General features: G+C 61.8%; 28 protein-coding genes and 1 pseudogene. 18 read left to right on the top strand and 11 right to left on the bottom strand.

Annotated features, from left to right (window positions below; genetic code table 11):
• Window positions 1-36: 36 nt before the first annotated feature.
• Genes QZ648_RS09805 through QZ648_RS09790 form a run of 4 tightly spaced genes read right to left on the bottom strand, consistent with a single transcriptional unit; the run spans window position 37 to window position 2,001 of the window.
• A complete protein-coding gene (locus QZ648_RS09805) occupies window positions 37-498 on the bottom strand; it encodes an RDD family protein (protein ID WP_291996874.1) in 462 nt (153 codons plus the stop codon).
• Window positions 495-1,091: a DUF3106 domain-containing protein gene (locus QZ648_RS09800; protein WP_169065807.1), complete on the bottom strand. Its 597-nt coding sequence runs from the start codon at window positions 1,089-1,091 to the stop codon at window positions 495-497. The genes QZ648_RS09805 and QZ648_RS09800 overlap by 4 nt, the downstream gene beginning before the upstream one ends.
• Window positions 1,064-1,441, bottom strand: a complete 378-nt coding sequence (locus QZ648_RS09795; RefSeq protein ID WP_169065806.1) for a DUF3619 family protein — start codon at window positions 1,439-1,441, stop codon at window positions 1,064-1,066. Before QZ648_RS09795 ends, QZ648_RS09800 begins: the two co-directional genes overlap by 28 nt.
• Complete coding sequence (locus tag QZ648_RS09790; RefSeq protein ID WP_169065880.1) at window positions 1,438-2,001, bottom strand: RNA polymerase sigma factor; 564 nt, start codon at window positions 1,999-2,001, stop codon at window positions 1,438-1,440. Before QZ648_RS09790 ends, QZ648_RS09795 begins: the two co-directional genes overlap by 4 nt.
• Window positions 2,002-2,336: 335 nt before the next feature.
• Here QZ648_RS09790 and QZ648_RS09785 point away from each other — a divergent pair, with 335 nt between their 5' ends.
• From QZ648_RS09785 to QZ648_RS09765, 5 genes are all read left to right on the top strand, one after another.
• Window positions 2,337-4,049 (top strand): acetolactate synthase 3 catalytic subunit, encoded by a 1,713-nt coding sequence (locus QZ648_RS09785; protein WP_291996873.1) that lies wholly within the window; start codon window positions 2,337-2,339, stop codon window positions 4,047-4,049.
• A 12-nt stretch (window positions 4,050-4,061) separates the two neighbouring features.
• Window positions 4,062-4,553 carry an acetolactate synthase small subunit gene (ilvN, locus tag QZ648_RS09780; RefSeq protein ID WP_291996872.1) on the top strand — a complete coding sequence of 164 codons (492 nt, stop codon included), beginning with the start codon at window positions 4,062-4,064 and terminating at the stop codon, window positions 4,551-4,553.
• 29 nt (window positions 4,554-4,582) lie between these two features.
• Window positions 4,583-5,599, top strand: coding sequence for a ketol-acid reductoisomerase (gene ilvC, locus QZ648_RS09775; protein ID WP_169065804.1), 1,017 nt, complete (start codon window positions 4,583-4,585; stop codon window positions 5,597-5,599).
• A gap of 199 nt (window positions 5,600-5,798) precedes the next feature.
• The gene (pssA, locus tag QZ648_RS09770; RefSeq protein WP_291996871.1) at window positions 5,799-6,575 is read left to right on the top strand and encodes a CDP-diacylglycerol--serine O-phosphatidyltransferase; all 777 of its coding nucleotides are present in this window, start codon (window positions 5,799-5,801) and stop codon (window positions 6,573-6,575) included.
• 82 nt (window positions 6,576-6,657) lie between these two features.
• A complete protein-coding gene (locus QZ648_RS09765; RefSeq protein WP_291996870.1) occupies window positions 6,658-8,196 on the top strand; it encodes a 2-isopropylmalate synthase in 1,539 nt (512 codons plus the stop codon).
• Between the two features lie 32 nt (window positions 8,197-8,228).
• Here QZ648_RS09765 and QZ648_RS09760 read toward each other — a convergent pair whose 3' ends face one another.
• From QZ648_RS09760 to QZ648_RS09750, 3 genes are all read right to left on the bottom strand, one after another.
• Window positions 8,229-8,597 (bottom strand): DUF2069 domain-containing protein, encoded by a 369-nt coding sequence (locus tag QZ648_RS09760; protein WP_169065803.1) that lies wholly within the window; start codon window positions 8,595-8,597, stop codon window positions 8,229-8,231.
• Window positions 8,597-9,190, bottom strand: coding sequence for an NAD(P)H:quinone oxidoreductase (gene wrbA, locus QZ648_RS09755; protein ID WP_169065802.1), 594 nt, complete (start codon window positions 9,188-9,190; stop codon window positions 8,597-8,599). The genes QZ648_RS09760 and wrbA overlap by 1 nt, the downstream gene beginning before the upstream one ends.
• Window positions 9,191-9,293: 103 nt before the next feature.
• Window positions 9,294-10,820: a hypothetical protein gene (locus QZ648_RS09750; protein WP_291996869.1), complete on the bottom strand. Its 1,527-nt coding sequence runs from the start codon at window positions 10,818-10,820 to the stop codon at window positions 9,294-9,296.
• Between the two features lie 303 nt (window positions 10,821-11,123).
• Between QZ648_RS09750 and rpsP the strand changes: the two genes are divergently transcribed.
• Genes rpsP through rplS form a run of 4 tightly spaced genes read left to right on the top strand, consistent with a single transcriptional unit; the run spans window position 11,124 to window position 13,190 of the window.
• A complete protein-coding gene (rpsP, locus tag QZ648_RS09745) occupies window positions 11,124-11,378 on the top strand; it encodes a 30S ribosomal protein S16 (protein ID WP_169065800.1) in 255 nt (84 codons plus the stop codon).
• A 3-nt stretch (window positions 11,379-11,381) separates the two neighbouring features.
• The gene (gene rimM, locus QZ648_RS09740) at window positions 11,382-11,990 is read left to right on the top strand and encodes a ribosome maturation factor RimM (RefSeq protein ID WP_291996868.1); all 609 of its coding nucleotides are present in this window, start codon (window positions 11,382-11,384) and stop codon (window positions 11,988-11,990) included.
• Window positions 11,991-11,994: 4 nt separating this feature from the next.
• Complete coding sequence (trmD, locus tag QZ648_RS09735) at window positions 11,995-12,801, top strand: tRNA (guanosine(37)-N1)-methyltransferase TrmD (RefSeq protein WP_291996867.1); 807 nt, start codon at window positions 11,995-11,997, stop codon at window positions 12,799-12,801.
• Between the two features lie 23 nt (window positions 12,802-12,824).
• Window positions 12,825-13,190: a 50S ribosomal protein L19 gene (rplS, locus tag QZ648_RS09730; protein ID WP_043563996.1), complete on the top strand. Its 366-nt coding sequence runs from the start codon at window positions 12,825-12,827 to the stop codon at window positions 13,188-13,190.
• 92 nt (window positions 13,191-13,282) lie between these two features.
• Here the strand turns inward: rplS and folE2 are convergent, their stop codons facing one another.
• From folE2 to QZ648_RS09710, 4 genes are read right to left on the bottom strand one after another with little or no spacing between them, the layout of a single operon-like run.
• On the bottom strand, window positions 13,283-14,101 hold the full coding sequence (folE2, locus tag QZ648_RS09725; RefSeq protein ID WP_211203657.1) for a GTP cyclohydrolase FolE2: 819 nt from the start codon (window positions 14,099-14,101) through the stop codon (window positions 13,283-13,285).
• 20 nt (window positions 14,102-14,121) lie between these two features.
• Entirely contained in the window at window positions 14,122-16,014 is a 1,893-nt protein-coding gene (gene dxs, locus QZ648_RS09720) for a 1-deoxy-D-xylulose-5-phosphate synthase (protein WP_169065798.1), read from the bottom strand.
• Between the two features lie 56 nt (window positions 16,015-16,070).
• The gene (locus QZ648_RS09715) at window positions 16,071-17,000 is read right to left on the bottom strand and encodes a polyprenyl synthetase family protein (protein ID WP_291996866.1); all 930 of its coding nucleotides are present in this window, start codon (window positions 16,998-17,000) and stop codon (window positions 16,071-16,073) included.
• Entirely contained in the window at window positions 16,997-17,284 is a 288-nt protein-coding gene (locus QZ648_RS09710) for an exodeoxyribonuclease VII small subunit (RefSeq protein ID WP_291996598.1), read from the bottom strand. Before QZ648_RS09710 ends, QZ648_RS09715 begins: the two co-directional genes overlap by 4 nt.
• Before the next feature lie 159 nt (window positions 17,285-17,443).
• Here QZ648_RS09710 and QZ648_RS09705 point away from each other — a divergent pair, with 159 nt between their 5' ends.
• From QZ648_RS09705 to QZ648_RS09670, 9 genes and pseudogenes are all read left to right on the top strand, one after another.
• Window positions 17,444-17,809 (top strand): STAS/SEC14 domain-containing protein, encoded by a 366-nt coding sequence (locus tag QZ648_RS09705; RefSeq protein ID WP_169065797.1) that lies wholly within the window; start codon window positions 17,444-17,446, stop codon window positions 17,807-17,809.
• Window positions 17,806-18,654, top strand: coding sequence for a sulfurtransferase (locus QZ648_RS09700; protein ID WP_291996597.1), 849 nt, complete (start codon window positions 17,806-17,808; stop codon window positions 18,652-18,654). Before QZ648_RS09705 ends, QZ648_RS09700 begins: the two co-directional genes overlap by 4 nt.
• A 155-nt stretch (window positions 18,655-18,809) precedes the next feature.
• On the top strand, window positions 18,810-19,442 hold the full coding sequence (locus tag QZ648_RS09695; protein WP_291996596.1) for a hypothetical protein: 633 nt from the start codon (window positions 18,810-18,812) through the stop codon (window positions 19,440-19,442).
• Between the two features lie 135 nt (window positions 19,443-19,577).
• Window positions 19,578-20,186, top strand: a complete 609-nt coding sequence (locus tag QZ648_RS09690; RefSeq protein WP_291996595.1) for a lytic transglycosylase domain-containing protein — start codon at window positions 19,578-19,580, stop codon at window positions 20,184-20,186.
• Window positions 20,183-20,620: a type II secretion system major pseudopilin GspG gene (gene gspG / locus QZ648_RS09685; protein WP_291996594.1), complete on the top strand. Its 438-nt coding sequence runs from the start codon at window positions 20,183-20,185 to the stop codon at window positions 20,618-20,620. The genes QZ648_RS09690 and gspG overlap by 4 nt, the downstream gene beginning before the upstream one ends.
• Window positions 20,621-20,638: 18 nt before the next feature.
• Window positions 20,639-21,841 carry a type II secretion system F family protein gene (locus tag QZ648_RS09680; RefSeq protein ID WP_169065792.1) on the top strand — a complete coding sequence of 401 codons (1,203 nt, stop codon included), beginning with the start codon at window positions 20,639-20,641 and terminating at the stop codon, window positions 21,839-21,841.
• Entirely contained in the window at window positions 21,838-23,349 is a 1,512-nt protein-coding gene (locus QZ648_RS09675) for a GspE/PulE family protein (RefSeq protein ID WP_366144113.1), read from the top strand. The genes QZ648_RS09680 and QZ648_RS09675 overlap by 4 nt, the downstream gene beginning before the upstream one ends.
• A 61-nt stretch (window positions 23,350-23,410) precedes the next feature.
• The gene (locus tag QZ648_RS24930) at window positions 23,411-23,557 is read left to right on the top strand and encodes a hypothetical protein (protein ID WP_366144112.1); all 147 of its coding nucleotides are present in this window, start codon (window positions 23,411-23,413) and stop codon (window positions 23,555-23,557) included.
• Window positions 23,538-24,163 (top strand): annotated as a pseudogene (locus tag QZ648_RS09670) (hypothetical protein); the annotation flags it as partial. The gene QZ648_RS24930 and the pseudogene QZ648_RS09670, both read left to right, overlap by 20 nt.

The following is a 24,163-nucleotide window of genomic DNA, read 5'->3' as shown; positions in this document are numbered from 1 at the left end:
CCCAGGTCTACGCCCGTCCGTTCTTGAAGCGTTTTCCTAGCCGCTTGTCGGTAGCCGCTTCGCCAATTCTCCACTCAGTACGAGTTGCGTGCCGGCGAGGCGGTCATGCAGAAACAAGCGTTCGCGGTCCACCAGCGCCCAGAGGATGCCAACACCACCCAGGATGATGCTCGGCCAGCACAGGAGATAGCGCAGTAGCGCCTGCGCCGGCCGGACCGGTTGTCCGTCACGGGTGAGCAGGCGGATGCGCCAGGTCTTCATGGCCAGCGTTTGCCGCCCGTTGCTCCAGAACCAGAGGCAATAGACCAGCAGCACGATAAAGGCATGCGCCTGCACGATGATCGGCGTCACCAGGCGATGCGCCAGCGCGCCGAGCAGGAAATGTGGCAAGACCAGCAGTGCAGCAAGAATGCCGAACAACAGCAAGCACTCGTACAGCATGCTGGCCAGGCGGCGCGTGATGCTCGGTCGCCTGACGGGAGCCGCGGTCGGCGTCAATCCCTGTTATCCGCTGCAGTTGCCGGCGCAGCAGCTTTGCTGCTGGGGGCAGGCGCAGGATGATGGCTGCCGAGCGGCAAAATTCCGGATGCGGGCGGTGAGATCAGGCTGGCCGCTGCGCCGCTACTGCCTGGCTGTCCGGGTGTGCTCAGTGCCGCCCGGTTGGCCGCTTGCTGTTTGAGCCTTTCTTTTTCTTCGTCCGGCAGACTGGAGTACTCCTGCCACTTCAGTCTGAGTTCCTGTTTCTTTTCGATCGGGAGCTTGTTGGCGGTGATGAAATTCTCGCGTGCGAGTCGTCGTTGCTGGGGCGTCAGCTTTCCCCAGTCCTGCATCTGAACCTGGACTCTGCGCTGCTCGTCAGCGGTCATCCTGTAGAAACGTCGCGTGATGCCCAGCCATTTCTTCTGGCGCGCATAGTCCATTCCGTCCCAGTCGTAACTGAGCGGCGCGAGGATGGTTTTCTGCTCCACCGTGAGCTCGCTCCACTGCGGCTGCGCCGGCGTGGCAATGGCCGACGGGCTGAGCACATCGGCCCAGCTCGTGACGGCTACGAAGCTGCTGAGAATCAGTGCGACGCGGAGCTTTGCAGCCATGCATCAAAGCCCCGGTCGGTGAAGGCCGCGATCGGCAAGTCGTCGGCGAGCAGGGCACTATCAATGACCTCGAGTTCGGCGATGCTTCGGTCGGCCTGCCAGTAAGCGTAGGAAGTGACGCCGACAACCAGGGCCAGTGCCACGAGAATCTGCCGCAAGCGCAGGCCTTCAGTGTGCTCTTGAACGAAGCTCCCCGCCGTCGCCAGTATCGACTGGTGGGCGGCTACTTTTTGACGAGCCAGCGCGCGCGCGCGCGCCGCTTGCAGACGCGAGTGCGTTGACGGTGGTAGTTCATGCAGTTCCCTGTTCAGGTACTGCCTGACCTTGAAGACAAAATGCATTTCGTTCATAGGGTAATTCCTTTTGCTTTCAGTGCAGCCGCAAGAGCGTGATTGGCACGTGAGCAGTGTGTCTTGACGCTCCCTTCCGAGCAGCCCATGATCGATGCCGTTTCGGCAACGTCCATATCCTCCCAGTAACGCAGAAGAAACGCTTCCCGTTGACGCCCAGGCAGAGATTCTATCTCTTTCTCGATCATCCCCATCACCTGTGCCTGTTCGAACTGGCCGTGTGGCGTCTTCGGGCCATTGGCGTCAGATTCGCTGCTGATGGTTTCGAGGGGGTCGTGATCCTCGTCGTCGTTCGGCGAAAACGCGGAGAGCAGGGTCGTCCATAGCGAGCGTACCTTGCTGCGCCGATAGTAGTCGCGAATCGTGTTTTGCAGAATGCGCTGGAAGAGCATCGGCAGCTCTGTGGGTGGACGGTCTCCGTATTTCTCGGCGAGCTTCATCATCGCATCCTGGACGATGTCGAGCGCGGACTCTTCGTTGCGCACTGCGAACATCGCTTGCTTGAAAGCGCGGCGTTCGACTGCCGTAAGAAAGTCTGACAGTTCGCGTTGGCTGGCCAGGGCGGAAATCCTTGCGGTTGTAGGGCGGGAAGCCTTCTTTCCCAGGCGCCAGTTTACCGTGAAAGTCGCGTCCGCGACTCACGAATCTCCCTTCTTTCCTCGGCGCGAGAAGTGTCGGGGAGTTAGACGAGGAATTCAGGGGGCATGCTCCCTGCCCGTCGAACAATTCCGGCGTGCCAGCCGGAATGCCCTCCTAAGTGAGGGCGCGGTCATGGCATTCATCACCAGGGGGCCTCGACAGGCCATGATCGTTTGGTGAATGCCTTGACCAAACTCCGTCTAAGCTTTAACGTTGCAGACTTTTTTCGAGCAATTTGCTTGCTGGGGCGACGGTAATGACAATGATGACCGGTGCGGAAATTGTAATCAGGTGCCTGCAGGAAGAAAAGGTCGACTACGTGTTTGGCTACCCTGGCGGGGCTGTCCTTCATTTGTACGACGCGCTGTTCAAGCAGGATCAGGTCAAGCACATTCTTGTTCGCCACGAGCAGGCGGCCGTGCATGCTGCTGATGGGTTGGCGCGTTCGACCCACAAGGTCGGCGTGGCATTGGTGACTTCGGGCCCTGGTGCGACCAATGCCGTGACCGGCATCGCGACGGCCTACATGGACTCGATTCCCCTGGTGGTCATCTCCGGGCAGGTGCCGACCGAGTACATCGGTCAGGATGCCTTTCAGGAATGCGATACCGTCGGCATCACGCGGCCCTGTGTGAAGCACAACTTCCTGGTCAAGGACGTGCACGATCTGGCAGTGACGATAAAGAAGGCCTTCTTCATCGCCAACAGCGGTCGTCCGGGTCCGGTGGTCATCGACATCCCCAAGGACATCACCGCCGCCAAGTGCAAGTTCGAGTATCCGGAAACGATTCAGCTGCGCTCTTACAACCCCGTCGTCAAGGGGCATCTGGGACAGATCAAGAAGGCGTTACACCTCTTGCTCGAGGCCAGGCGGCCGATGGTTTATACCGGTGGCGGGGTCATTCTGTCCAACGGTGCCGAACAGTTGACCAAGCTGGTGCGCCGGCTGGGCTTTCCGATTACCAATACCTTGATGGGTCTCGGTGCGTATCCGGCAAGCGACCAGCAGTTTCTCGGCATGCCGGGTATGCACGGTACCGTTGAAGCCAACCTGGCGATGCAGAACTGTGACGTCCTGCTGGCTATCGGCGCGCGTTTCGACGACCGGGTAATTGGCAATCCAGAGAACTTTTCGTCCATTCCGCGCAAGATCATCCACATCGACATTGATCCGTCGTCGATTTCCAAGCGCGTCAAGGTTGATGTGCCGATCGTTGGCAACGTCCCGGACGTCCTCGACGAATTGCTCAAGCTGCTCGATGCCGGTAATGCCGGCCCGGATGCGGAGGTGCTGGCCGACTGGTGGAAGCAGATCGATGAGTGGCGCGCCAAGCAGTGCATGAAATACCGCAAGAAGAAGAGCATCATCATGCCGCAATACGTCATCGAAAAGCTCTATGAAGTGACGGAGGGCAAGGCGATCGTGACTTCTGATGTTGGTCAGCATCAAATGTGGGCCGCGCAGTACTACAAGTTTGATCAACCGCGCCGCTGGCTCAACTCCGGTGGCCTCGGGACGATGGGTGTCGGTCTGCCGTACGCCATGGGTGCGGCGCTGGCCAACCCGGGAACGCAGATTGCCTGCGTCACCGGCGAAGGATCAATCCAGATGTGTATCCAGGAACTATCAACCGCAAAGCAGTTCCGTTTGCCGATCAAGATCATCAACCTCAACAATCGCTACCTGGGCATGGTTCGCCAGTGGCAGGAAATGTTCTATGGCAGCCGTTATTCGGAGTCGTACATGGACTCCCTGCCCGACTTCGTCAAGCTCGCCGAGGCGTATGGTCACGTCGGCATTCGCGTCGAACGGCCCGAAGACGTCGAAGACGCGCTGAAGAAGGCCTTCGTCGACCACAAGGACGATCTGGTATTCATCGATTTCATCACCGATCAGAAGGCGAATGTCTTTCCGATGGTGGCGGCCGGCAAAGGCCTGGCGGACATGCTACTGACCGAAGATCTGTAAGGGAAAGACAAGATGCGACACATTATTTCAATCCTGCTGGAGAACGAGGCGGGAGCTCTGTCGCGGGTGGCCGGTCTGTTCTCGGCGCGCGGCTACAACATTGAGACCCTCACCGTGGCTCCGACGGAGGACGTCTCGCTGTCTCGCCTGACCATCGTCACCTCGGGTAGCGACGCCGTGGTCGAGCAGATCACCAAACAGTTGAATAAACTGATCGACGTCATCAAGGTCGTCGATCTGTCCGAGGCTGCGCATGTCGAGCGCGAACTGATGCTGCTCAAGGTTCGCGCCACCGGCAAGGACCGCGAGGAACTCAAGCGTTTGGCCGACATCTTTCGTGGCCACATCATCGACGTCACCGAATCGACCTACGTCATCGAACTCACCGCCAGTGGCGCAAAACTCGACTCCTTCATCCAGGCCATCGACGCCGGACTGATTCTCGAAACCGTTCGTACCGGCGTGTGCGGCATCGGCCGCGGCGAGCGCATCCTAAAAATCTAATCAGACCGACCAGTAAAAAAGGAAATTCAATGAAAGTTTTCTACGACAAGGACGCCGATCTTTCCTTGATCAAGGGCAAGAAAGTGACCATCGTTGGTTACGGCTCGCAGGGCCACGCGCACGCGCAAAACCTCAGTGATTCCGGTGTCAAGGTGACGGTTGGTTTGCGCAAGGATGGCGTTTCTTGGAGCAAGGCCGAGCAGGCCGGCCTGTACGTCGCCGAGGTTGCCGAGGCCGTCAAGGATGCCGACGTGGTGATGATGCTGCTGCCCGACGAGACCATTCCGCAGGTCTACAACACCGACGTCGCGCCGAACATGAAAAAGGGCGCGGCGCTAGCTTTTGCGCACGGCTTCAACGTCCATTACAACCAGGTTGTCGCGCGTGACGATGTCGACGTGATCATGGTTGCGCCGAAGGGTCCCGGGCATACGGTACGTTCCGAGTATCTCAAGGGTGGCGGCGTACCGTCGCTGATCGCTGTCCATCAGGATCATTCTGGAAAAGCCCGAGACATTGCCCTTTCCTATGCCGCTGCCAACGGCGGCACCAAGGGCGGGGTGATTGAAACCAACTTCCGTGAAGAGACCGAGACCGATCTTTTCGGCGAGCAGGCGGTTCTCTGCGGTGGCGCTGTCGAACTGGTGAAGATGGGTTTCGAGACCCTGGTCGAGGGCGGATACGCGCCCGAGATGGCCTACTTCGAGTGTCTCCACGAACTCAAGCTGATCGTCGACCTGATGTACGAAGGCGGTATCGCCAACATGAATTACTCGATCTCGAACAACGCCGAGTATGGCGAATACGTGACCGGGCCAGAGGTCATCAACGAGCAGTCCCGGGTCGCCATGCGTGCGGCGCTGAAGCGAATCCAGAACGGCGACTACGCGAAGATGTTCATTCTCGAGGGGCGTACCAACTACCCCGAGATGACCGCACGTCGTCGCCTGATGGCTGAACACGAGGTCGAGATTGTCGGCGCCAAACTGCGCGACATGATGCCGTGGATCAAGAAAAACAGGCTGGTTGATCAGAGCAAAAACTGATCGGCGCAGTCACCAGCCACCAGTCACTTGCCTGGCGGTGGGGCGACCACGGTCGCTCGACCGACGGGCAAGAAGACCGAGACCTTGATTCACTCATGACTTGTCCCTCTCTGTATCGGATTTCAGTCGGGGTAGCTGCTTTCCCGGCTTTCCTTCGCTCTGAACCGGCCTGAGTCCGCGGCCAAACGACAACAGCGCAATGCCAGAAATAAAACCTCGCAAGACCCTCTTCAACCCGGAGTTGCGGCGCCGAGGGATCTACCTGTTGCCGAACCTGTTTACCACCGCGGCGCTGTTTTGCGGTTTCTTTGCCATTGTCCAGGCGATGAAGGGCGGCTTCGAGGCAGCGGCCGTGGCCATCTTCGTGGCCATGGTCCTCGACGGCCTCGATGGGCGAGTGGCGCGAATGACGCGTACCCAGAGCGCTTTCGGTGCCGAGTACGATTCGCTGTCGGATATGGTTTCCTTTGGCGTCGCGCCGGCTCTGGTCAGCTACGCCTGGGCACTTAAAGACCTTGGGCGACTCGGCTGGATTGCAGCCTTCATCTATTGTGCCGGTGCGGCCCTGCGCCTGGCGCGCTTCAATACCACGCTGGAAGTCATTGACAAGCGTTACTTCCAGGGCCTGCCGAGTCCGGCGGCTGCGGCACTGGTGACGGCTTTCCTGTGGGTGATGATCGACAAGGATGTTGCCGCAGCTGACGTGCGCTGGGGCGCCTGCTCGCTGGTTATTTTTGCCGGTATCTCGATGGTCACCAACGTCCAGTTTTACAGCTTCAAAGACGTCAATCTGCGGCGCAGCGTGCCCTTCATTTTCATCGTCGCCATTGCCCTTGGCTTCGCCTTTGTGTCCTACGACACGCCGGTCGCCCTGTTTGGCCTTTTCGTGGCCTATGCCCTCTCCGGTTATGTCCTCGCGCTAAGCCGCCGATTTCGGCACAAGGCATCATCACCGCCGCCGCCACCAATCGCTTAACGTAAAAGTCGCGTACGCTACTTTTACGTTAACGTAGGGCACCCACAGCGTGCATTGACATCCTCACCTTCGGAGTCGGGACATGAAAGATCACCTGGTAATTTTCGATACCACCTTGCGCGACGGCGAACAGAGCCCGGGCGCGTCGATGACCAAGGAAGAAAAGCTGCGCGTGGCACGCCAGCTCGAGCGCATGCAGGTCGATGTGATCGAGGCGGGGTTTGCCGCCGCCTCACCCGGCGACTTCGACGCCATCAAGTCGATTGCTACGATCATCAGGGAGTCCACAGTGTGCTCCCTGGCACGTTCCAACGAGAACGACATTCGTCGCGCGGGCGAAGCCATCAAGCCGGCGGTGAGCGGCCGTATTCATACGTTCATCGCGACCAGCCCGATCCATATGGAGAAGAAGCTGCGCATGACGCCCGACCAGGTGGTCGAGTCGGCTGTGCGCGCGGTGCATTGGGCGCGTGAATATACCGATGACGTCGAGTTTTCGGCGGAAGACGCGGTGCGCTCCGATGTTGACTTCCTGTGCCGGGTTTTCGAGGAAGTTATCAAAGCCGGCGCGCGGACGATCAACGTTCCCGATACGGTTGGCTACAGTGTTCCGTCGGTGTGGGGCGAACTGATGCGTACGCTGATCAAACGGGTGCCAGGTGCCGAGCAGGTGGTGTGGTCTACGCACTGCCACAACGACCTGGGAATGGCGGTGGCCAATTCGCTGTCGGCGGTACTCGCTGGCGCCCGCCAGGTCGAATGCACGATCAACGGCCTTGGCGAACGTGCCGGTAATGCATCGCTCGAAGAGGTGGTGATGGCGGTCAGAACGCGCAGCGACCTTTTCCCCGTGCAGACGCGTATCGACACCACCCAGATTGTCCCGGCGTCCAAGCTGGTGTCGCAGATCACCGGCTATCCGGTGCAGCCCAACAAGGCTGTCGTTGGGGCCAACGCCTTTGCGCACGAGTCCGGGATTCATCAGGACGGCGTCCTCAAACACCGTGAAACCTACGAGATCATGCGCGCCGAGGACGTTGGTTGGGCACAGAACAAGTTGGTCCTGGGCAAGCACTCGGGACGCAACGCCTTCAAGTCGCGTTTGGCGGCTCTGGCTATCGTGTTCGATAGCGAAGAGGCGCTGAATGCCGCGTTCGCCCGTTTCAAGGAACTGGCGGACAAGAAGCACGAGATTTTTGACGAAGACCTGCAGGCACTGGTGTCCGACGAGGAACTCACGCAGGAGGGCGAGTACTACAAGCTGGTTTATTCGCGCGTCTGCTCGGAAACTGGTGAAACGCCGGCTGCGAATGTGACGCTGAGCGTCGATGGCGCGGAGAAAAAAGCGGCGGGGATCGGTAGCGGGCCGGTCGACGCGACTTTCAAGGCGATCGAGTCGGTTGCCAGCAGCGGCGCACAGTTGTTGCTTTACTCTGTCAATGCGATCACCACCGGCACTGACGCGCAGGGCGAAGTGACCGTGCGCCTCGGGAAAGGCAGTCGTATCGTGAACGGCAATGGTGCGGATACCGATATCGTCATTGCGTCAGCGAAAGCGTATCTCAACGCTTTGAACAAGCTGCAGATTCCCGATCGCGTCGACCCGCAGGCGGACGTTTGATCTCCGCCGCGACTTGACGGAGAGAGCAAAGGCTACGGACGCGCCGACGCGTCTGATTGATGCGCTGATGGGCGAGTGAGCCTGGCGTAGGCGACGCTGGCGCAGAAGAAGGTCAACGCGAGGATGGTTTCGGCAATGGCCAGCGCCTGTCCTGTCCCCGTCTCGGTGGTGGCGCGCACGATGCCCTCGGTAAAGTAGAGCAGAATCAGCATGCTCGCCCACTGGTACGAGTAGCGGCGGCCGTTGAGGATGCCGAACAAGGGCGCCAGCAGCGGCAGGCACTTCAGCGCCAGCCACGAGCCGCCAGGCAGGACCGGTGCCAGACGTAACTCCCAGGCGAGGCACAGGAAAATCAGCGCAATCAGGCTGCTGCATGCCGTCAGGTAGAGGGCGCGGATCATCAGCAGCTGAGCTTCATGGCAATGGCGGCGAGCCTTCGCCCTTGCGCGAAAGCGAGTTGGCGCTCTTCTTCGCTAAGCGTCGGTGTGCCGGCGGTACCTGCGAGATGGCTGGCACCGTACGGTGTGCCACCGCTGCGAGTGCTGGACAAGGCGGCTTCGCTATAGGGCAAGCCGATCAGCAGCATGCCGTGGTGCAGCAGCGGCAGCATCATCGACAACAGGGTGCTCTCCTGTCCGCCATGAGCGCTGGCCGTCGATGTGAAGACGCAGGCAGGCTTACCGACCAGGGTTGCGGACGACCATTGCGCGGCGGTGCTATCCCAGAAGTATTTCATCGGCGCCGCCATATTGCCGAAACGTGTCGGGCTGCCGAGTGCCAGGCCGATGCATTCGTCAAGGTCGGTTGCTTCGACGTAAGGGGCGCCGCCGGCTGGAATTTCCGGGGCGCTTGCCACGCAAACGGGCGACACCTTGGGAACCGTCCGCAGACGTGCTGTTACGCCGTCCCTTGACTCGATACCGCGCGCGATCTGCTGGGCGAGGGCCCGTACCGACCCTCGGTGGCTATAGTAGAGAACGAGTATTTCTGACATCGCGCCATTATCAGGGAAACTGCGTCCGATGGCTCTTTTCCGCCGGCAAAGACGAGCGCCAGCTGAGTGGCTGTGCGTTTTCGGCAGCACCGGTCGTGGGCTGCTAGAAGTGCTTCGGGTCAGCTTGTATCGTCAGGATGTCAACGCTGCCGGTTTGCTCGTCAATGCCGATGCTCTGTACTTCACGAACCGCCAGGTTCTCGCCTTCGATAACCAGCAGCAGCTTCTCGTTGTTCTGGGTGAGTGCGCCCGACGCCACGACCAGCAGTTGGCTGCTGCGCTGCGAGGGAATTTCTGGCAGTACCAGAACTCGCAGATGCTCCGTTCCTTCGCCGTCCGCAGGCCGGGCGAGAGTCGCCGGGACAGCCTTTGGCGAAAGGATTTGCAGGCCAAGCTCAAGATGTTCAGGGTTCTCCGAGACCGCCCAACGCACTATGCAGATCTGCCAGTCTTTCTCGTCACCCGTGCGCACTGCGGCGACATTGCCGACCGAAAGGGTGCCAATCTTCCCGGAGACATGCATGATGGCATAGCCGTCCGGACTTTCGTTGGTGATCATCCAGCGGGAAAGCTCGACCGTGGCCGTGTCGTCCTGCTTGCAAAGTTGCCAGAGTCCATCGAGTCCGCTACCCAGGACCGTTCGATAGTTCTGTCTGCGGCGATGAAAGCGGCGCTTGCCGAAGTCATTCCAGCGTCCCGCCAGGCGGCGCAGGACGCCGACGCCGGCGGGCGTGCTGGCCAGCTCGGGCAAGCCGATCTCTTCGGCTGGCGTGCCGGCGTTGAGCTGGGCGATCTGCGTCTTCAGCAGAAGGCCCAGGCCGGCGCAGGAAAAGTACTCGAGTGGCGCAGTCGACGGCGCCAGCTTGCGCGAAAAGGGCAGGGCAGGTGCGTCGCGTGTTGGATCGACCCAGAAGGTTGCCGGGGCCGCGGTTGCAGCGGTTTCTGCTGAAATGGTCTCGATCTGGCCGGCAAAGCGCTCGAAGTAAGCGGCCAGGAAGACCACCTCACGTGCAGTCAATGACGCCGGCTGGGCGCAGCCGAGCAGAATCGCTGCGTGGTAGATGTGCTGCAGTTTCCGTGACTGCCCGCGTGGGGCAGTCGCTTCAAGATGCCGGGATCTCGCCATGGCATAGGTCTGATGCAGTTGCTGCCAGGCGCCAGTCGGGGCCGGAGAGGCGATCAGATGAGCGATCATGAGTTGCTGTGCGAGGGCATGCAGGCTACGCCACAGCGCGAGATCGGGTGCTTGATAACGGTCGCTGGTGTCTTGGGACGCGACCCCTTCAACCATCTCCAGCGTGTCATCAGCAAGCATTTGCAGCAGATCGAGGACGCTGCGCACCAGGCGCCGTGATTTGCGTGGGATCGGCAACATCAGCTCGGTCAGTTCCGGAAGCAGTGCCGCTACAACGCTGGAGCTGCGCTCGTACAAGCCGTTCAGAGCCAGGGCGCGCTCTTTTGACGAACCGCCAACCTCGTGCCAGGCTTTGACCTGCGCACGCAGTGCGGGGAGTTCCTCCGCCGGGTGGGGTGCCATCGGCGACGTAAGCCATTGCAGAATGGTGCGTATGCCGGAGTGTGCAGTCACGGCTCCCGCCGCATCCTGCTCATCGAAAGCGGTGTTGGTCATCTGGCCACCTGCCAAACAAGTTTGCGTCGTCACGCCGTCCGTTGGACTGGTAGCTGGTCTCTTTCGGCGCATGGGCAACTACGGCTCGGTCGACCAGAAATTACAGAATCAACATCTTGGCTGTCGACCTTCGCCCTTTTGATTATAACCTGCAAGTTTCAACTGCTGGCCAGCGGCAAGCGTGTGCGTTCCTGTCCTCCCGCGCTCGCCAGCGGACGTCGAGTCAGGGTGCAGCAAGATCATGTTGAAAGGGCGCTTTTTTGCTATAATCCGCCTCTTTTTCTGATTTCGGAAGAGCTGATCATGGTTGTCATTCGTCTCGCTCGTGGGGGCTCCAAGAAGCGCCCCTTCTACAATATGGTGGTTGCTGATTCACGCCAACGCCGCGATGGTCGCTTTATCGAGCGCGTCGGCTTCTACAATCCGCTGGCCTCGGAGAAGGAAGAGAGCCTGCGCATCGCCACCGACCGCATCAGCTACTGGCAGGGGCAGGGAGCACAACTGTCGATGACCTGTGCCCGCCTGGTCAAGCAGTCGGCCGCCAAGCTAGCAGCCTGAGCTTTGCCTGCCGGTTCGCTGTCTGCAGGGACTGGCGCTGGCGCGGGACTCGACGTTCCGCCGGCTGATGGTGAAGGCTGCGAAGGTGGCCAGGTCAGCGGCGAAATCGTTGTCCTCGGCAAGATCGCTGGTCCGCACGGCTTGCAGGGCGTGGTGCGCGTATATCCGTTTGCCGATGATCCGCTGGCTTGGGCGCGACTGCCGCAATGGTGGCTGGGCCGCGAGGGTGAAGCGGCCGAATTGTGGCGTCCGACGCGGCTGATCAAGTGCGATCTGCGTAACGAGATGCTGCTGGCGCAACTCGAGTGTGTTGCCGATCGGTCTGCTGCCGAGGCGGCCGCCGGCTTGCTGGTTGGTGTTCCGCACCAGGCCTTGCCGCCGACCGCAGCTGACGAATACTACTGGGCCGATCTGATCGGCCTTGAGGTCGTCAATACGCATGGCCAGTCGCTGGGCAGGATTCTCGGTCTGATCGAAACGCCGGCCAGCGCGGTTTTGCGCGTCGGCGATGGCCAGGACGCCGAGCGACTGCTGCCCTTTGTCGCCGCTGTGGTGCTGGAAGTTGAGCTGGCGCAGGCGCGTGTTCGCGTGGCTTGGGAGCTCGACTGGTGACTTGGTGACTTCGCCAGAAGGCGTGCCCGTGCGCGAGAACGCGTTTGTCGTTGATGTGCTGAGCTTGTTTCCCGAAATGTTTGCCGCAGTGAGCCATTCGGGGGTGACCCGTCGGGCGCTGGAAGACGGGCGCTGGACTCTGCAGCTGTGGAATCCGCGTGATTTCACCGTCGACCGGCATCGCACCGTCGATGACCGGCCCTACGGCGGTGGCCCGGGAATGGTGATGATGGCGCCGCCGCTGGCGGCGGCGATCACTGCGGCCAAGGCACGACAGCTGGCCGCTGGCTTGGCGGCCAGCCGCGTCATCTGTCTCTCGCCGCAGGGCTCGTTGCTGACGCACCAGCGGGTGATCGAGCTGGCACAGGGCAAGGAAGCGCTGGTTCTAGTGTGCGGGCGTTACGAAGGGATCGACGAGCGGCTGATCGATGCCGGCGTCGACGAAGAGATTTCTATTGGCGATTTCGTCCTTTCGGGTGGCGAAATTCCGGCGATGGCGCTGATCGATGCCGTCGTCAGGCAGTTGCCGGGCGTGCTGAATGACGCCGAATCGGCACAACAGGATTCGTTTGTCGCGGGCTTGCTGGATTGCCCGCACTATACGCGGCCCGAGGAGTACAACGGGCGGCGGGTGCCGGATGTTCTTTTGTCCGGTCATCACGAGGAAATACGACGCTGGCGTTTGCAGCAGGCGCTGGGTCGAACGTGGCAGCGGCGTCCCGAGTTGTTGGCGGGGCGTTCATTGTCGAAAACGGAAACGCAACTCCTGGTGCAGTTTCAGGAGCAATGCGGTCAGGACAAGAATGCGTAGTTCGCATACATGGAGTCAAGAATATGAATCTGATCGAGCAGCTTGAACAAGAAGAAATTGCCCGTCTGGGCAAGGTCATTCCCGTCTTCGCCCCGGGCGACACCGTCGTTGTCCAGGTCAAGGTGCGGGAAGGAACGCGCGAGCGTTTGCAGGCCTATGAAGGCGTCGTGATTGCCAAGCGCAATCGCGGTCTCAACTCCAGCTTCATCGTGCGCAAGGTTTCGTCGGGCGAGGGCGTCGAGCGTACCTTCCAGACCTATTCGCCGCTGGTCGCGGCGATCGAGGTCAAGCGTCGTGGCGACGTCCGTCGTGCCAAGCTGTACTACCTGCGCCAGCGTTCGGGCAAGTCGGCGCGGATCAAGGAAAAGCTGGTCCGCAAGCAACGCTGAACCGCGGCGCTGGCGCGGTAAACGAAAAAGTGGCGAAGTCGGGAGACTTCGCCACTTTTGCTTTCCGGGTCGCCCGGTCGCGGGCGAGCGGCTCAGGAAGCGGCAGCCTGCTTGTCCTTCTCGATCAGCGCGTACGCCGAATGATTGTGGATCGACTCGAAGTTCTCGGATTCGACCACATAGGCATCGATGCGCTGCTCGGTGTTGAGGCGCGCAGCCACATCGCGCACCATGTCTTCGACGAACTTCGGATTGTCGTAGGCACGTTCGGTGACGTATTTCTCGTCAGGGCGCTTGAGCAGGCCGTAGAGTTCGCAGGACGCCTGCCCTTCGACGAATTGCACCAGTTCTTCGATCCACAGGTGATCGTTGATTCTGACGGTGACGGTCACGTGCGAGCGCTGATTGTGCGCGCCGCGCTCGGAAATCTCCTTGGAACACGGGCACAGGCTGGTGACCGGAACGGCGACCTTGATCGTCGACGCGATACCGCCACGGCCGATCTCGCCAATCAGGGTGACGTCGTAATCCATCAGGCTCTGCACCCCCGACACCGGTGCGGTCTTGTTGATGAAATACGGAAAGCTCATTTCGATGTGCCCGGTCTCGGCTTCAAGCCGGTCCACCATGTCCCGCAGCATGGCGGGAAAGTTCTCGACGGAAATCTCGCGTTCGTGGCTGTTGAGGATTTCCACGAAGCGCGACATGTGCGTGCCTTTGAAGTTGTGCGGCAGGCTGACGTACATGTTGAACACGGCGATCGTGTGCTGTACGCCGCCGGATTTGTCGAGCACCTTGACCGGGTGTCGTATCGCCTTGATGCCGACCTTGTTGATGGCGATGCGGCGGGTATCGGCTGAGCCCTGGACGTCCACCATCGTGGTCGGTTGCGGGTTTTCTGGTGCGTTCATTACTGCTCCTGATGGGTGTTCTATATGCTGCCCGCAACGATTTCCTCGGGCTCGCCCGCGCTGCAGCCTTGCCGGGCGCGCACTGCGGCGACGATTCCGTCGCGGTCGAGGCCGATCTCGGCCAGCAGTAGCGCCTGGTCGCCATGATCGATGAAGCGGTCGGGAATTCCCAGGCGCAAGAATCGCGTGGTGCCGGCAACTTCCTCGAGGACGCGCGCGACCTCGGAACCGGCACCACCGATCAAGGCATTCTCTTCGACACTGACCAGCAGGGAATGTTCTGCTGCCAGGGCGAGGACCAACTCGCGGTCGATCGGTTTGACGAAGCGCATATTGGCTACCGTGGCGTTGAGTTCTTCAGCCGCTTCGAGCGCCGGCGTCAGCATGCTGCCGAAAGCGAGCAGCGCGACCTCGGCCCCCCGGCGGCGAATTTCACCTTTGCCGAGCGGCAAACCGAGCAGCGTCTTGTCGATCGGCGCGCCGGTGCCGCTGCCCCGCGGGTAGCGCACGGCGCTCGGTCCGTCCAGCTGATAGGCGGTGGTCAGCATCTTGCGGCACTCGTCTTCGTCGGTCGGCGTCATCAGCACCATGTTCGGGATGCAGGTCAGGAAGGAAATATCGAAGGCACCGTGGTGTGTCGGGCCGTCGGCACCAACCAGGCCGCCACGGTCGAGCGCGAAGACTACCGGCAGGTTTTGCAAAGCCACGTCGTGTATCAGCTGATCGTAGCCACGCTGCAGGAAGGTAGAGTAGATCGCCAGCACCGGCCGCATGCCTTCGCAGGCCAGGCCGGCGGCAAAGGTGACGGCGTGCTGCTCGGCGATGCCGACATCGTAATAGCGATCCGGGTAACATTCGCTGAAGCGCAGCAGGCCGGAGCCTTCGCGCATCGCCGGCGTGATTCCGACCAGTCTCGGATCCGCGGCCGCCATGTCGCACAGCCAGTCGCCAAAAACCTGCGTGTAGCTCGGTTTTGCGCCCGGTTTGCCGCCGGCGATACCGACTTCCGGCTTGAATTTCGAGACCCCGTGGTAGAGGATCGGATCGACCTCGGCCAGTTTGTAACCCTGGCCCTTCTTGGTGATCACGTGCAGGAACTGCGGACCCTTGAGGTTCTTCAGGTTGAGCAGCGTCGGTACCAGCGATTCGAGATCGTGGCCGTCGATCGGGCCAATGTAGTTGAGGCCGAGTTCCTCGAACAGTGTCCCCGGGGTCAGCATGCCCTTGACGTGCTCCTCGGCGCGCTTGGCGAATTCGAGCAAGGACGGCGAAAAGTCGAGAATCTTCTCGCCTGCCTTGCGCGCGGCGTTGAAGGTGTTACCGGAAAAGAGTCGTGCCAGGTAGCGGTTGAGCGCTCCCACCGGCGGTGAGATCGACATGTCGTTATCGTTGAGAACGACGAGCATGTCGGCGTCGGCGACGCCGGCATTGTTGAGGGCTTCAAAGGCCTGCCCAGCCGACATCGCGCCATCGCCGATGATGGCCACCACTTTGCGGGTTTCGTGCTTGATCTTGGCGGCCAGCGCCATACCCAGGGCCGCCGAGATCGATGTCGACGAGTGACCGACGCCGAAAGTGTCGTACGGGCTTTCGCCGCGTTTCGGAAAGCCCGAGATGCCGCCGTGCATGCGCAGCTTGGCCATGCCCTCGCGGCGGCCGCTGAGCGTCTTGTGCGCATAGGTCTGGTGGCCGACGTCCCACACCAGGCGGTCGTGCGGCGTATCGAAGACATAATGCAGGGCGACCGTTAGCTCAACCGTGCCGAGGTTCGACGAGAGGTGACCACCGGTCCGGGAAACCGAGTCGACCAGAAAGGCACGCAACTCGTCAGCCAGTTGTGGTAACTGGCGGCGGTCGAGCTTGCGCACTTGCGCCGGATCGCTGATGGTGTCGAGCAGAGGGTAAAGGGTCATAGTCTCGTTTGGGTCCTGCAGAAGCGCTCGCTGGTGGCGGTGAGCGGAAGCGGCGCCTAGAATTTGCGCTGGGTAATGAAGTCGGTGAGTTCGAGCAGGCGCTGGCGGCGTGCGCCGAAAGGTGTGAGCGCTTCGAGCGCCTGTTTTCTCAGATCGTCGGCAAACTCGCGGGCGCGTTCGAGGCCCATCAGGCTGACGTAGGTCGGCTTTTCGGCGGCCGCATCCTTGCCGGCTGTCTTGCCGAGGGTCGCGGTACTGGCCGTGCAATCGAGGATGTCGTCGACGACCTGAAAAAGCAGGCCGGCACGTTTGGCGAAGCGGTCGAGCGACGTGCTTTCGTCGACGCTCAAGGCGGCACCGCAAAGGGCGCCGAGCAGCACTGCCGCGCGGATCAAGGCACCGGTCTTGAGCGCGTGCATCAGTTCAAGCTCAGGCTGGTTGAGGCTCTTGCCGACCGCTTCGAGGTCGATCGACTGGCCGCCCGCCATGCCACACGAGCCGCTGGCGCGGGCCAGCAGGCGCAGCATTTCCAGTTGCCGGCCCGGCTCGCCGAAATCCTTGCGCGCCAGCAGTTCGAAGGCCAGCGCCTGCAGGCTGTCACCAACCAGCAAGGCCGTCGCTTCATCGAACTCCACGTGGCAGGTCGGCCGGCCCCGTCGCAGCACGTCGTTATCCATTGACGGCAGGTCGTCGTGGACCAGTGAATAGCTGTGGATCAGCTCGACTGCGCTGGCCACCACTTGCAGCCGTTCCGCCGGGGCCGCGGTCAGTTCGCCGGCCGCGTAAACGAGCAGCGGTCTTATCCGTTTGCCACCATTCAGGCTGGCATAGCGCATCGCCCGGTGCAGGCGAGCCGGAATCGCTTCAGCAGGCGGCAAGTTGCCGGCGATGGCCGCTTCGACCTGTACCTGGACGCGACGCATCCAGTCCGGGAAGGCTAGGGTCCCTGGCGCTGGTGCAGGGGCAAGTGCTGTCGGCACGCTCATCTGGCCTCACCGCCAGTGGGCTCGAAAGCGCGCAGCGCGCCGTTTTCAAGCACCTGGATTTGCGCTTCGGCGTTGCTGAGCTGCTGTTGGCAGTGCGTCAATAGTTCGCTGCCACGGCGATACGCCGCCAGTGACTCCTCGAGTGGCAGGCGGCCTCCCTCCATGTCCTGGACTAGCTGTTCAAGTTCGGCAAGAGCCGCCTCGAATTTCAGTTTGCCAATGGTCACCGCGTCCGAAGCGCGTGCGGCGCCGTCGACGGCTTTCTCGGAGTTTGGTCGTGGCATCGGAGAGGCTCGAATCAAACCGCCGAAAATAGCGTATTAGTGGCCCCGCGGTCAACAAATGGAAAGCATTCTCGCGCCCCCGCTTCTGGCCAGAGCGTGGCACAATCGCTGGCGATGGGACTGGTGCTACACTTGCGCAACCAAAAAAGGGAGGATGCCATGATAGTCATCGAAAACCGGCCCAGGCGGGTCGAGGTCACGGTTTATGCGGAATTCACGCTCGCCGATTATCAGGAGTTCGAAAACGCCGTCAATTACGTCATCCAGTTCGAGGGGCAGGTTGACCTGTTTTTCGACTTGCGCGAGATGGCCGATTTCACTCTCGACGTGGCCTGGGAAGATATCGTCTTTTCGCGTGCCCATGCCAAGGATTTCAGCCGCATTGCGGTGCTCACCGAAAGTCAGTGGGTGGCGTGGAGCGCCTGGTTGTCTCAGATTTTCGTCGAAGCCGAGATGCGCGTTTTCGACGAAGAAGTCGAAGCCCGCGCGTGGCTGGCCGAAGGGGACGGGGAGGGGCTGGCGTGAGCTACTCGACGGTCGTCAGTGCCGCTCGTCTGGCCCATCATCTCGACGATCCCGACTGGCGAATTTTTGATTGTCGCCATCAACTGAGCGATCCCGAAGCCGGTGCCCACGCCTACGCCGCCGGGCATCTGCCGGGGGCGAGTTTCCTGCATCTGGATCGCGACCTGTCGGGGCCGATGAATGGCAGCAACGGTCGTCATCCCTTGCCCGACCCACAGCTTCTCGCCGCCACGCTGGGCGCGGCCGGCGTTTCAGGCGAAACGCAGGTGGTCGCCTACGACGACGCAGGCGGGATGATGGCCAGTCGACTATGGTGGTTGCTGCGTTGGCTGGGCCACGATCGCGTCGCTGTTCTCGACGGCGGCATCGAGCGCTGGGTCGCCGAGGGCAGGCCGCTGTCGACGGCGTCACCAGAAGTTGCCGTAGCGCGTTTCGAGGGGTCGCCACGTGACTGGGTAGCCACGACCCAGGAGGTTCTGGCCGATGTTAGCAACGGCCAGTTCTGCCTGATTGACGCCCGCAGCCCGGATCGCTTCCGTGGCGAGAACGAAACGCTCGACCCGGTCGGTGGTCACATTCCGGGCGCGCGCAACCGCTTCTTCCGCGACAATCTCGATAGCGAAGGTTGTTTTCGCCCCGCCGCCGAACTGCGCCGGGAGCTGCTGGCGCTGCTCGCCGGGATCGATCCGAAGCAGGCAGTAATGAGCTGTGGCTCGGGCGTCACCGCCTGTCACAATCTCCTGGCCATGGAAATCGCCGGTCTGCATGACGCACGTCTGTATGCCGGTTCGTGGAGCGAATGGTGTAGTGACCCGGCGCGGCCGGTCGCCGGTCAGGCTAGCTGATGCCTCAAACGGCGAACAGGTCGACGGCGGATACTCTTGTCTTTCCAGTTCAATTGATGCGATTCTCTAAGACGTTTTTTTTTAGGGTTTTACTGGTCGGCGAGCCGGCCTGTGCTGGCGTTTCCTGTTTCTCAACATCAAGAGGGAAGAAAACCATGAAAAAACTTGCAGCTATGGTGGTGGGTGGTTTGTTGCTGGGCGCTGGTGTCGGTGTGGCGACGGCGGGTTCTCGTTGTGAACCGTTTCAAGGAACGCTGAAGTTGGCCTTCAATCCGTCGCCGACGCTGGGGGATTGCCAGGGCTTCGACGCGATAAAGGGCAAAGAGCGCTTTTTTGAGGGCGCTGTTTTCCACTACCAACAATTGCCACCAGGATACCCGTTGGCTGCTCCGCTGCCGCTACAGATGTGCTTCTCGGGGGAAATCAGTGGCGCCACGCTGGGAGGGCGTGCGGTTGAGGCGACGTCTGTGTCGGCGCTGACAGTCAATAGCTTCCCTCTTGCGGGGGCCACAAGTTGCGGCTCTGTTCCCTGCCCGCAGATGCTTACCGCGGCAACGGTGGTGACGGTTACTGCCACCGGTGAGCCCAGAAAAGATAAGGAATTGGGCCAGATATTCCTGCGTGATACCGGCGTCTTACTTCCCGCCACTGATCAGCGGGGGCCATTGGCTATTGAGCAACTGATTGGTGTTGGCGGTACCAAGAAATTCTCCAACGCCAGTGTTTCAATGGAGATCGTTGGCTACGAGTTTGCTGGTGCCCCGGTCAAAGGCACCATCTGCCGTTAAGCTGTGGGTCCGCGAGGTGCAGCAGGCCATCTGGCGAGCGGTGGTCTGCTCCAGCTGGGAGAGGGGTGTTCTGATGGGAGAATCGTGGCGAAAGTGACTTCTCCTCGTTATCGGATGATCTGCATGCGGCTTGCCGTGGCAACTGCGTTGTGCGCTGGTAGCCTGCTGCCGCCTGTGGCAACCGCAGCGACCGTCGGCCGCGTCTTCGTTTCTTACGCGGTCGATGGCAGCCCCCGTTACGCCAGCCAGCGTCTCGACGCCAGTTACCGCGTGTTCATTCGCGGTGAGACGGTGCGCACGAAGAGCGGCAAGGCGCCAAGCACACGTAGCCACGTCAGCCAGGAACAGGGTCGGCGGCAGTTGACGCCGTTGATCGCGCATTTCGCTCACCTCCATCAGGTGGAGCCGGAATTGGTCGCGGCAGTAGTTGCCGTCGAATCCGGCTTCAACACCGCCGCTGTTTCGCCGGCAGGGGCAGTGGGTGCGATGCAGCTGATGCCAGCGACCGCGGCACGCTACGGCGTGACCAACGCCGCCAATCCGGCGCAGAACATCGACGCCGGCGTGCGCCATCTCAAGGACCTGCTCCGCCTGCATGGTGGCAACGTCGCCCTGGCCCTGGCGGCCTACAACGCCGGCCAGGGGGCGGTGGCCAGGAACGGCGGCCGCATTCCGCCCTATCGCGAAACGATGCTTTATGTACCGGCGGTGCTGGCGGCAGCGGCAAGGGGGGGAGGGCTGTGAGCGGGACCCTGCACCGTACTTTCCAGGCGCGCACCGCCGCCGGCTTCACCCTGCTCGAACTGCTCGTGGTGGTGACCATCATCGGCCTGTTGGCGGCCTATGTTGGCCCGAAGTACTTCTCGCAGTTGGGCAGGTCCGAGCAGGGGGTGGCCAAGGCGCAGGTGGAGGCCTTCGCACGCGCACTCGACACCTATCGGCTGGAAGTCGGCCGCTATCCGAGCAGCGAAGAAGGGCTCGAGGCCTTGCTCAGCAAGCCGGCCAACGCCGCCCGCTGGAACGGCCCTTATCTGCAGAAGGCGGTGCCCGACGATCCCTGGGGTCACGCCTACCTCTACCGGTCGCCAGGGAGCACTGGCGACTTCGAGATCACCTCGTATGGCAAGGACGGCCAGCCCGGAGGGACCGGCGATGCCGCCGACGTCACCTATCAATGAGAATCTGGCGGAGCGAGGATGCGCTTTGAGGTTCGTGCCCTATCTTCCGACAACCTGATCGAGACGCACAGCATTGATGCCGCGGATGCCGGGGAGGTAGGCAGGTTGCTGCAACAACGGCGGCTGCAGCCGCTGTCGATCAAGGCGGCAGGTGGTGTCGGTGACGCGGCGGCGCGCTTGCCGGGGCGCGGCAGCCGAGCGTTTTCACTGCTCTTGTTCAGCGCCGAATTGTTGGCCTTGCTGGAAGCCGGCTTGAGCCTGGTCGAGACCTTCGACGCATTGCTCGAGAAAGAAAGCTCTCCGACCTCGCGGGCAGTGCTCGAACGACTGACCACTCACCTGCGCGAAGGCCTGCGTTTTTCGGCCGCCCTGGCCTTGCAACCCGGGGTCTTCCCACCCCTTTACGTCGGCATCGTCAAGGCTGCCGAAGGGACCGGCGACCTGCCGCACGCCCTGGCGCGCTATATCGACTATCAGACGCGGCTCGACGCCGTGCGCAGCAAGTTGCTCAGTGCGGCCATTTACCCGGCCATCCTGCTCGCCGTCGGCGCTGCGGTGACTGTTTTCCTGATGGCTTACGTCGTGCCGCGTTTTTCTGCCGTGTACCAGGGGAGCGGTCGTTCGCTGCCCTGGTTGTCACAGCGCCTGCTCGACTGGGGACAATTGCTCAGCGAGCATGCCGACGCCGTTTTTTGGGGGCTGCTGGTGCTGACCACGGCGGCTATCTTCTCGCTGCGGCACTTCATGCGCAGCGGTCGCTGGATCGTTTTCCTGACCCGCCTGCCGGGTGTCGGCGAGCGCATCCGGGTGATCGAGTTGTCGCGCCTGTACCTGACCACCGGCATGCTGCTCGAAGGGGGGATACCGATCCTGACGGCGCTTGATATCGTCGGCGACGCCGTTTCTCCGAAAACGCGCGACGCACTGCGTACTGCGCGCAGCTTCATCTCCGACGGCGGCGCCTTGTCGGAGGCTTTCGAGCGCAGCGGGCTGGCGACGCCGGTTGCCCTGCGCCTGCTGCGCGTCGGCGAAAAGTCCGGGCAGATGGGCGCCATGCTGACGCGCTCGGCCTTGTTCTACGAAGGTGAGAGTGCGCGCTGGATAGAGCGCTTCGCAAAAGTCTTCGAGCCGCTGCTGATGACTGCCATCGGCCTCCTGGTGGGGCTGATCGTGGTTCTGTTGTACATGCCAATTTTCGACCTCGCGGGTGCGCTGCAATGAACGCTGCCGGCGAGCCGAGCAGCGAAAGCATTGACGATGCCCTGCTGCAGAAAGCCAGGAATCTGGCGCGCGGCTCCGGGCGCTCGCTGGTCAGCGAACTCGAAGCGCTGACCGCCAATGAACCGCGCCAGCTGGTCGACGCTCTGGCGCGGCGCTTTCAGCTGCTGGTCATGGATACCACCGAGATGCTGGCTTGTGGTGCGGCCTTCGACCTGCTGCCGCTGCTCAAGGCGCAGCAGCGTGGCTGTGTGCTGCTGCGCTCGCTGCCCAGTGGCGGAGGCGGCGAGGGGGATGAAACGCGGCTCATTGCCGTCATCGGCGATCCCTTTGACAGCGACTGCATGGTCTGGCTGAGCAGCCTGGCCGCTGCACCGCTGCACTATTGCCTGGCTCTGACGGCTGACATCCAGGCCTATCTGTCGAAACATGAAGAATCGGTGCATGCCGTGCAGTCCCTGGTGCACGATAGCAGCAGCGCCGTCGATCCCTCGCGGAGCGCAGAAGTCCTCAGTTTTGCGTCGCTCAGTGAAGCCTCGAGCCCGGCTGTCAAACTGGTTAATTCCACCGTCTATGACGCCGTACGGGCGGCGGCGAGTGATGTGCATCTCGAGAGCACGCCGACTGGCATTACCATCAAGTATCGCCTCGACGGGGTACTCGACACGGTCGCGCAGATCAGTGGCGTGGCCCTCGCCGAGCAGGTGGTGTCGCGGCTGAAAGTGCTCGCCGAACTCGATATTGGCGAGCGGCGAACGCCGCAGGACGGCAGCTTTCGGGTCCAGGTGGCCGGTCGCGACATTGACCTGCGGGTATCGATCATGCCCAGCATTCATGGCGAGGATGCGGTCGTGCGCATTCTCGACAAGCGTGGCGTCATCGAGGCGCACGGCTCGCTGACGCTGGACCTGCTGGGCTTCGACGCTCTCTCGCTGAAAGCCCTGCGGCGCCTGGTCGAAGAACCCTACGGGATGTTGCTGGTGACCGGCCCGACCGGCTCGGGCAAGACCACCACCCTGTACGGCGCCATTTCCGAGATCAATAGCGGTCGCGACAAGATCATCACCATCGAAGACCCGGTCGAGTACCAGCTGCCCGGCGTCCTGCAGATTCCGGTCAATGACAAGAAAGGCCTGACCTTTGCGCGCGGCCTGCGCTCGATTCTGCGCCACGATCCCGACAAGATCATGATCGGCGAAATCCGTGACCGCGAAACGGCCGAGATCGCCGTGCAGTCGGCGTTGACCGGGCATCTGGTGTTGACCACCGTGCATGCCAACAACGTCTTCGATGTTTTCGGTCGTTTTACGCACATGGGCATCGATCCCTACGCTTTTGCCTCCGCGCTGAACGGTATCTGGGCGCAACGTCTGCTGCGCGTTAACTGTGCACGCTGCAGCGAAGCCTATACGCCCGGCGAAGCGGAGCTCGAACGCTTCGTCATCACCCGCCGATGCGCTGGCGGATTTCGACTTCCGCCGCGGCAGCGGCTGTGGCGATTGTCGAGGTAGCGGTTATCGTGGGCGCAAGGCGATCGCCGAGATTCTGAATCTGAACGATGAGTTGCGCGAGTTGATCATCGAAAAACGTCCGCTCAGGCAGCTCAAGGAAGTTGCCTACCGCAACGGTACGCGCAGCCTGACCGAAGCCGCGCTGCGTCTGGTCGCCAGCGGCGAGACCACCCTCGAGGAACTGCGCCGTGTCACGCTTTCGTGCTAGACGACTGCTGCTCGGCTGCAGCGCAAGCGACCTCGTCCTCCTGGCCGAGCCGGAAGCAACTACGGACACCCCGCAGCTTCTGGCGGCACTGGCTGTCGCCGCCCCCGCCGCGGCAACAGCCAGTGCCGCCACGGCAGCCCTGGGTGCGGCCCTGGCAGCGCTGCAGCCTGCGCCGCTGGCAGCCGCTGACCAGGCGCAGGCTGGCACGCACTCCGACGCGCAGTCCCCATCTTTGAGCGTTACGCTCGATGACGGCCTGGTCAGGAGTTTCGTCGTCACGCCGCCACGTGGCGCGCAAGGGCTGCGCGAATTGCGCGCCACGGCGGCAGCCCGCTTTGCGGCGCTCTATGGCGAGTCGGCCGAGCATTGGCTGTTGGTTGGCGACTGGCATGCGAGCTTCCCGTTCGTCGTCTGCGCGTTGCCGCGGGTACTTTATCGGGCGCTCGATCAGTGGGCGCAGGCGCAGCTGGCGCCTCGATTCGTACTCCGGGCAACTGGTCCGCGTTCTGCAATCCGCATGGCGCATCGATTCCGAGCGACGGATGCTTGCTGGTCGGTTCGGGCAGAGGAGAGCAGTTTGCTATATATTTTTCTGCAACGACCAGG

The organism is Candidatus Accumulibacter sp. ACC012, from assembly GCF_907163155.1.
GTDB lineage: Bacteria > Pseudomonadota > Gammaproteobacteria > Burkholderiales > Rhodocyclaceae > Accumulibacter > Accumulibacter delftensis.
Note: the sequence above shows the minus strand (reverse complement) of the source record. Positions and strands in the feature narration are given on the sequence as shown.